Source organism: Acetobacter sp. (genome assembly GCF_047721705.1).
Lineage (GTDB): Bacteria > Pseudomonadota > Alphaproteobacteria > Acetobacterales > Acetobacteraceae > Acetobacter.
In genome coordinates this window covers 1-7,946 of the sequence record NZ_JBDNXK010000119.1, presented here as the reverse complement: position 1 = coordinate 7,946, position 7,946 = coordinate 1, and the positions used below count along the sequence as shown (strand labels likewise).

Annotated in this window: 7 protein-coding genes; 1 reads left to right on the top strand and 6 read right to left on the bottom strand. The window is 62.0% G+C overall.

Translation table 11 applies throughout. From position 1 onward, the window contains the following. Together nagA and ABF824_RS14740 are read right to left on the bottom strand one after the other, a co-directional pair. Positions 1-1,051 (bottom strand): N-acetylglucosamine-6-phosphate deacetylase (nagA, locus tag ABF824_RS14745; protein ID WP_415489762.1); only part of this gene is annotated, 1,051 nt, incomplete at its 3' end. A 30-nt stretch (positions 1,052-1,081) separates the two neighbouring features. Next, entirely contained in the window at positions 1,082-1,513 is a 432-nt protein-coding gene (locus tag ABF824_RS14740) for a hypothetical protein (RefSeq protein WP_415489761.1), read from the bottom strand. A gap of 155 nt (positions 1,514-1,668) precedes the next feature. Here ABF824_RS14740 and guaA point away from each other — a divergent pair, with 155 nt between their 5' ends. Next, a complete protein-coding gene (guaA, locus tag ABF824_RS14735; RefSeq protein WP_415489760.1) occupies positions 1,669-3,270 on the top strand; it encodes a glutamine-hydrolyzing GMP synthase in 1,602 nt (533 codons plus the stop codon). Between the two features lie 197 nt (positions 3,271-3,467). On the opposite strand, the gene ABF824_RS14730 is transcribed toward guaA, so the two are convergent. From ABF824_RS14730 to ABF824_RS14715, 4 genes are read right to left on the bottom strand one after another with little or no spacing between them, the layout of a single operon-like run. Beyond that, positions 3,468-4,631, bottom strand: coding sequence for a DUF418 domain-containing protein (locus tag ABF824_RS14730; RefSeq protein ID WP_415489759.1), 1,164 nt, complete (start codon positions 4,629-4,631; stop codon positions 3,468-3,470). Between the two features lie 8 nt (positions 4,632-4,639). Beyond that, positions 4,640-6,073 carry a sulfotransferase gene (locus ABF824_RS14725; protein WP_415489758.1) on the bottom strand — a complete coding sequence of 478 codons (1,434 nt, stop codon included), beginning with the start codon at positions 6,071-6,073 and terminating at the stop codon, positions 4,640-4,642. A 49-nt stretch (positions 6,074-6,122) separates the two neighbouring features. Beyond that, on the bottom strand, positions 6,123-6,374 hold the full coding sequence (locus tag ABF824_RS14720; RefSeq protein WP_415489757.1) for a hypothetical protein: 252 nt from the start codon (positions 6,372-6,374) through the stop codon (positions 6,123-6,125). After that, positions 6,365-7,852: an arylsulfotransferase family protein gene (locus ABF824_RS14715; protein ID WP_415489756.1), complete on the bottom strand. Its 1,488-nt coding sequence runs from the start codon at positions 7,850-7,852 to the stop codon at positions 6,365-6,367. The genes ABF824_RS14720 and ABF824_RS14715 overlap by 10 nt, the downstream gene beginning before the upstream one ends. Between the last annotated feature and the right edge of the window lie 94 nt (positions 7,853-7,946).

Sequence of the window (7,946 nt, the reverse complement as noted above, 5' to 3'; positions counted from 1 at the left end):
CCACCAGATCGGCCCGCAATCCCGGTGCGATGCGTCCGCGATCGTGCAGACCGAGATAGGCGGCGGGACTGGCCGAGGTGAGGCGGCTTGCGGCGGGAAGCGACACGCCGCCCACCGTCACGGCGTTGCGCAGCGCGACATCGAGCGTCAGCACGCTGCCCGCAAGGGTGCCGTCGGGAAGCCGCACGGCACCGTCACGAACCACCACATCCTGCCCACCAAGCTGGCTCGGGCCTTCCGCCTGCCCTGCCCCACGCATAGCGTCGGTCACGAACAGCAGTCGCTCGCCCATGACACGGGACGCCAGACGGAATGTGGCCGGGTGAATGTGGTGTGTGTCGAAAATCATTTCCGCATAACCGGCATCACTGCACATCAGCGCCGTGACCGGCCCGGGCCGACGGCTTTCGATGGGGGCCATGGCGTTGAACAGATGCGTCGCCCCTACGGTGCCCCCGGCGGCGCAGACCCGGCATATGGCCTGTTCCGTCTGCTCATATCCCGCTGTGGTATGTCCAAAGCTGACACGCACGCCTGCCTGCGCAAAAAGGCGCATTGCGGTTTCGGCGTGGTCGAGTTCCGGGGCCAGCGTGACCACGCGCACAACGCCGGTCTCCAGTGCTTCGGTCACACGATCGGCTGTCGGAGGAATGGCGAAAGGCGGCTGCGCTCCCAGCTTGTGCGGGCTGACGAACGGCCCCTCCAGATGCGCACCGTGGATGTTGGGGCTATTGGCCGGAGCAGTCCGCTGCGCTTCGGCGACGGCATGTAAAGCGCCCATCACGTCAGCCCACGGTGCGGTGATGGTGGTTGGCAGAATGGTCGTGGTGCCATGTGTGAGGTGAAAGCGTGAAAGGCGGTGGATTGCTTCCACGCCGTCCATGGTATCGGCGCCATCACCGCCATGAACGTGTCCATCGATGAACCCCGGCAGAATATAGCGGGCAGGAGCCGATGCCTGTGGCGTCACGGCGTGAATGCCCGTTGCATCAAAGTCGATCGTGCCCGCGACAATGCGATCCGGGAGGACGATCTGGCCGGTCAGTTGCATGGAGAGACGCTTTCGTAAGGCAGAGGAAGATTAGCGGTCGCCGAGGAAGTGGCTCCAGCCGGTATTTTTCGGGCGTTGCAGGACGACATGCGCCCGGCAGTTCGGGGTGCCGAACACGCCGACGATGGTGTCGCCTTCCGGGTGGCCTTCGAACACCATGGGCAGCGGCTTGTCTTTCGCATCCTTGAGCATGAGTTGGGCATGGAACCGCTTGTGGTCCTTGTCGGGCGTGCCATGCAGCACCAGCGTGCCGGTCGCGGGTGCGAAAAACAGCTTGTCGGAGCGAATCTGAAGCACGGATTCATACGTATCGGGGCATGTTCCCTTGTCCGTCACCAGCGTGCCGACCCAGTCCCCATACGGATCATCCTGTGCCGAGGCGAGGGCAGGGGTGGCCATTGCGCCAGCGGCGCACCCCATCAGCAGGAGGGCGCAGAACGGGCGCAGAAAGGAAAAAAGCATGACTCAGACCTCTGACTGGCGCGATATTGGGGTTCTGCCTTCATCCGGTTTCCATGGAAACGGGTGACGGGAGCCTCCACTCGTCCTATACCGCGCAAAACGCATGCCGCAATGTAGCACGCCCATTCGCACGTCGCCCCTTCAAGGAGCCCTTCATGTCCGGTAACGATCAGGACACCGCCATTCCCGCCCTCGATGCCTCCCTGCACGCCGACCGGATCCTGATCCTCGATTTCGGCTCGCAGGTGACGCAGCTCATCGCCCGCCGCGTGCGCGAAAGCGGCGTTTACTGCGAGATCTGGCCGTTCACGGCTGACGAGGAGCGTATTCGCAAGTTTGCGCCGCGTGGCATCATCCTCTCGGGCGGCCCGGCCAGCGTGCATGACGAGGGCGCGCCGGTCATCCCGGAAGTAGTGTTCGCGCTGAACGTGCCGGTGCTCGGCATCTGCTACGGCCAGCAGGCCATGTGCAACCAGCTTGGCGGCAAGGTCGAAGGCTCCGACCACCGCGAGTTCGGTCGCGCCTTTGTGGACATCACCGAGGACTGCGCCCTGTTCCGTGGCGCATGGGCGCGTGGTGGCCGCGAGCAGGTGTGGATGAGCCACGGCGACCGTGTGACCCAGCTTCCGCCCGGCTTCCGCGCTGTGGCGACGTCCGAGGGTGCGCCGTTCGCGGTGATCGCCGATGAAGGTCGTCGCATGTATGGCGTGCAGTTCCACCCGGAAGTGGTTCACACGCCCCACGGCGCCGCACTGCTGAAGAACTTCACGCACAATGTCGCGGGCTGCACTGGCACATGGACAATGGCCCGCTTCCGTGATGTCGAGATCGAGAAAATCCGTCAGCAGGTGGGCGACAAGCGGGTCATCTGCGGCCTGTCCGGTGGCGTGGATTCCTCCGTTGCCGCCGTGCTGATCCATCAGGCGATTGGCGATCAGCTCACCTGCATCTTTGTCGATCACGGCATGCTCCGTGCGGGCGAAGCCGAGGAGGTGGTCAAGACGTTCCGTGGTCAGTTCAACATCAAGCTGATCCACCGCGATGCGTCCGACATGTTCCTCTCCGCGCTGGAAGGCGTGACGGACCCGGAGATCAAGCGCAAAACCATCGGCCGTCTGTTTATCGAAGTGTTCGAGGAAGAGGCCGCCAAGATCGGTGGCGCGGAGTTCCTTGCACAGGGCACGCTCTATCCGGATGTGATCGAGAGCGTCAGCTTCACGGGTGGTCCGTCCGTCACCATCAAGTCGCATCACAATGTCGGCGGCCTGCCCGAGCGCATGAACATGAAGCTCGTCGAGCCGCTGCGTGAGCTGTTCAAGGACGAGGTCCGCGATCTTGGTCGTGAGCTGGATATTCCGGAGAGCATCGTCGGTCGCCATCCGTTCCCCGGTCCGGGTCTGGCCATTCGCATTCCGAGCGACAGCATCACCCGCGAGAAGCTGGACCTGCTGCGCAAGGCGGATTCCATCTATCTGGAAGAGATCCGCAACGCTGGTCTTTATGACGCCATCTGGCAGGCCTTCGCCGTTCTGCTCCCGGTCCGTACGGTCGGCGTAATGGGCGATGGCCGCACCTACGATCAGGCCGTGGCGCTGCGTGCCGTCACCAGCACGGACGGCATGACGGCAGATGTGTATCCGTTCGACATGGGTTTCCTGAACCGCGTGGCGAGCCGCATCGTCAACGAGGTGCGTGGCATCAACCGCGTGACTTACGACATCACGTCCAAGCCGCCGGGCACGATTGAGTGGGAATGAGAAGCGGCATCGGGCCCGCCTCTGAAAGCGTTATATAACCTTACAAATAGAGGGCAGAATCCCGCTCTGCCCTCCATCTTCTTGAGTTGAAACAAGCCGGGATCAAAGGGGCCGCATCCCTTTGTGGGGTTCGGGGCAAAGCTCCCGTGAAACACCCCCTCACACCTACAAGCATCCAAACGCCTTCTGCTCCATGCTCAGCCAGAAACACTCTGCGGCCGGCCGCGATAGAGCCACCGCCACAGCTTCTCAGCCGGACCCGGCCAGCCTCGCCTGCACCAGATCGCGGCACAGACCGCCTGAAGTAGAACCAGCACACTCGCCAGCGCCATGAGCGGCCCATACGGGGCGACGCCATAAAGAACCGGGACAAGAAAAAGACAACCTCGCGCCAGAAGCGACTGGCCGAGATAGGCGCTCAGCGCCAGCCGCCCCACGGGTGCCAGCGCCCTCTGCACGCTTTCCGCATGCTCTACGATCCAGAGCCACGCCAGCGCCCCCAATGGCGCGACAAGCAGGCGCACCGTCACGGCGAGGAAACCCAGATTGGATGGTCGCAGACCATGCCTATCAATAGACAGTAGTCCCGCCTGCATCAGAGCCAACGGAAGAGACACCAGCGCCGCCCCCATGCCGCCGACAAGAAACCACCCTGAGAAACGGGGAAGAAACCGGTCGGCGCGCCAGAGCCCCATGCCGATCAGCATCAGCGGGCCGCTCGTCAGCATCACGGCGGGCACGGAAACCGGTAGGGCCGACAGCCAGTCCGTCGCGTTTTCCCTGAGGAATGAGACGAGAACAGGCTTGGGAAAGAATCCATCCTGCGCCATGCCGGTCTCCACATACCCGCCGCTCCACAACGCCACCAGCCCGTCCACGCGCAACATCAGAACCCCGAGCACATATGCAGCACTTCCCACGATCAGCAGACGGCGCACCGACCAGCCACGGCAGGGCCGCACGATTAGTCCCGTCAGGGCATAGGGCAGCAATATGTCTCCCCACCACAGCAGGGCACCGTGCACCACGCCGAATACGGCCAGCCAGCACAGTCGGCGCGTCAGGCGCGCATTGGCGACCGGATCACGTCCATCGCCACCAACCCAGAGCATGGAAAGGCCGAATAGAAGAGAGAAGAGCGCGACAAAACGCCCCTGCATGAGCGTCTGACCGGCGACCCACAGCAGCCGCTCCGTCAGAGATGTCAGGTGAGGCATCTGCTCGGCACGGCCCATCGGAGCAGCAAAGCCGGGGGCATTGCACAGCCCTATGCCCAGAACGCCCAGCCCCCGCGCGGCGTCGATGGTCCGATAGCGGAAGGTGGAAGCATTGCTCAGGGACTCTCCGGATCCGGCACCCATGCCGCCATTCAGCCCGCGATGCGCGAACTGCGCGCGCGCAGGGCTGCATGCACGGTCTCCGCCCGTTCCATCATCTGAGGGCTGGCCCCATCCACGGTTCGTGGCGACACGGCGCGCAGACTTGTCAGATCCCATGGCTCGGGAAGCTCCAGCGCCTCAGTAAGCGGAGCGGAAAGAGCCGGAGCGTCCGCGCATACGGTGTCGTAGTCGATGAAGATTTGACGGGTCTGAATGGCCTCAGAATGATCAAGCAAGGCTGAATAGACGCTGACCCACAACTGGAGCCAGTAGTCTATGGAGCCCCGGTCGCCATCTGCCGCAGGATGGCCGGGAAACAGGAAAGGCCGCTGATCGCCGCCAAACTCGTAATGCCCGAGCCAGCGCATGAACTCCAGCCTGAACGGGTCGTCAGCAGCCAGTTGCAGCGCTTGCTCATGCTGGCGACGCAAGGATTCCGCCTGTTGTAGCGGGTCGCGAAAGGGATGGACCAGCACGGCCTGCGGAAATGCCTCGATCAGCGCGGGCAGGCGCAGCACATTGGCGTTGTTCTTCGAGAGATAACGCGCGCCGCCATAGCGGCGACGGATCAGCCCGACATAATCGCGGAAAGCATCGACCGTTTCGGGAAGAGGCGGAACAGGGGAAAGACCGTCTGCTCCCACATAGCGATTGCCTTCAAAGTGACGCCAGAAGACTTCTTCGATGGCCTCCGCGCTGTCTAGATCGTGGAGAATACCGTCTCCGTGCCCACGTTCGGACCGTTCCACCTGACGCTTGAAACCAGCAGACAGCTTGGCCCAGCTATTGGGTGCCAGCGGAAAGGGTAGATCGCGGTAGGTGAGGGACGCCATGCCATACTGCTCGTGCAGCAGGCGCGTCAGGATGGTCGTGCCTGCCCGCGCAAGGCCCGTGACGAAAAGCGGGCCGGGCTGTGGTGATTCATCTTTCCACGGTTTGTAGCGTGCACGCTCAATGTCGAAGGAGATCTCCAGCATGGCGCGATTGCCCAGCGCCATACGCTGCAATAGGCGCTCCGCCCCAGCCCCTTTTTCTCCACCCGTTGCAGGCGCGGCATTCCGGAAACGACGCCGGGTGAACAGGTAAGCGAGCGAGATCACCAACAGCGCCACACGGGTGGGCCAGTGGGTAAAGGCCTGCGCGAACCCGTAAGGCCACCATTTGTCCACCGCCAGGGCCAGAAGCAGGGGAGCGGCGACCACGGCAATCAACGCCAGCCCCCGCAGGGATTGCGCCATGAGGCGACCGGACATCAGCCGCATCGCGCGTTCCTTGGCCCATTCGGACACATGACGCCGTGTGACGATGTGGGTGGCGCGTCGGCCCAGCCGGTTCACATCCATCAGGCAGCGCAGAACACCGGTCGCCCAGGCCAGTTCGATGGACGCCAGCGTGGCCAGCAACAGAACGACGACGCCGATCAACCGAGCGTCTTCCTCTGTGCGTCAACACCCGAAAACAAGGAGGAAGACATCACGCTTGCGGCTTGGAATGGGGGCTGTTTGCCGGGGCCGCCGAACTGCCGCGCATCCGGCGCAACATGCGCTTGAATGGATACCAGACGACCGAGACGATCGCGAGCAGTACTGCGCCGACTATCCCCAGCGCGCTCCCAATCGCGCCAAGCCCCAGACCGGGCCCCATGTAAGCAAGAGCGGGAGTTGGTCCGGTAATGAGCAGGGCAAGAGCGCCGAGACGACAGAGAGCAGGTGTATTCAGTTGCATTTTACATCTTTCGCTAGAGTGATTGCCTCTTGGTTGCGGACTGGATCGACGTAGCGGCTCCAGCGCAGTTGCAGGCGGCGCATGGACGGCATGGCGGCGATGTAACGCCACCGCACCGTGCCATCAGGAGCGATACGCATCAGACGTCCGCCTTCGGTTTCCTCAATCATGAAGTCCCCGTTCGGGAGCGGCGTGGCGCGTCCCTGCGCGCGCGTGTGAACACGGAGTTTTTTCATCGCATCATCAAGGGGATAGCTGGCGCTGTCCGTGGCGAAATCGTAGATAGCCACACGGTTGAAGCCATCGACCTCGCCTTCGGGGGCGGCAACCCGCCAGTTATTGTCGAACACCGCAATCCGGTGATCGTCGATGATGCTGACATCATGCTGCATGTGTGAGAAATTGGCTTTCCACCACAGGACTTTTCCGGTCGTGGGGCGGTAAAGCATGACAAGTGACAGGTTGCGCAGGCTGATGAACAGATCGCCTGCCTGCCAGTAAGGGCCGGACTTCAGAACCGGCTGAACATCGTTGAGATGGAACGGGTCGTCCGTGTAGGGCCGACCACGCCAGAGCCAGCCGAGCTGGTTGCTGTCGAGAATATCGACGATCCGTGCTTCATGGAGGATCTTCCCGTCAGGGCTGACCTTCATGACGCTCTCATCCTCGAAAAGCGGCCCTACATCTGGAACTTTCGCTTTCGGATAGCGGAACGCCGCCCAGAGATTGCCGTCGCCATCGCGCTCGAGTGAGTGATGGAATATTCCGTCGATCATCCACTGCATGTGTCCGCAGGCATCGAAACGGGCCAACGGTGAACTGTCATGAATGACGATCCCACCATCGGGCATCAGCAGCGGGTGCATCATCAGGTTGCGTCGGGCATCCCGGTCGCGCCTGAGATCGATCAGCGCCGAGGAAAAAGTCGAACGACTGTTCATTGTGCGGATGTCGGGCGCGTACTGATGCACGATTGTTCCGTCGCGCAGACTGATCAGGCGCACTACGGAACGCTTCAGATGTTCATCGAAAGCCCGAACCAGTACATACCCCTCATCGACGAAAGGCTGATCCGGATTCCGCCACAACCCTTCCGGCAGCGGCTGATAGGGCGGAGGCGCATACCCACGCGGAACTTTCGTGATGCTTTTGACCGTCTGCTTCAGCACGAACGGCACATTGGCGAGCGCGAGAACCGTTTCCTGCACCTGCTTCTGGCGGGGAGGCTTCAGCACCAGGGCTCCGAACACGATCGTTACCACCACGCCTAACACGATCGTCAGAATCAGGAGCCATAGTGGAACCGGACGAAACATGGCCCGTTCCATGAGGCTGGGCTGGTCGTTGTTTCCCGGAGCGATTTTGTCGACAGAAGGCTGCAAGAGGGAACCCTGAACATAAACGGTCTTCTGCGCCTTGTGTCCCTCAAGATCGGGGTGGCGACAGGGGTAAACCGGGTCCACCGTTTGAAGGATCAATGTTACATTTAAGTTTCATTTGTGTTTCAAATTGATTTTCAACCACGGCAGTATAATCGTGAATGACATAAGAATGCAGTGAATATAGTGATTG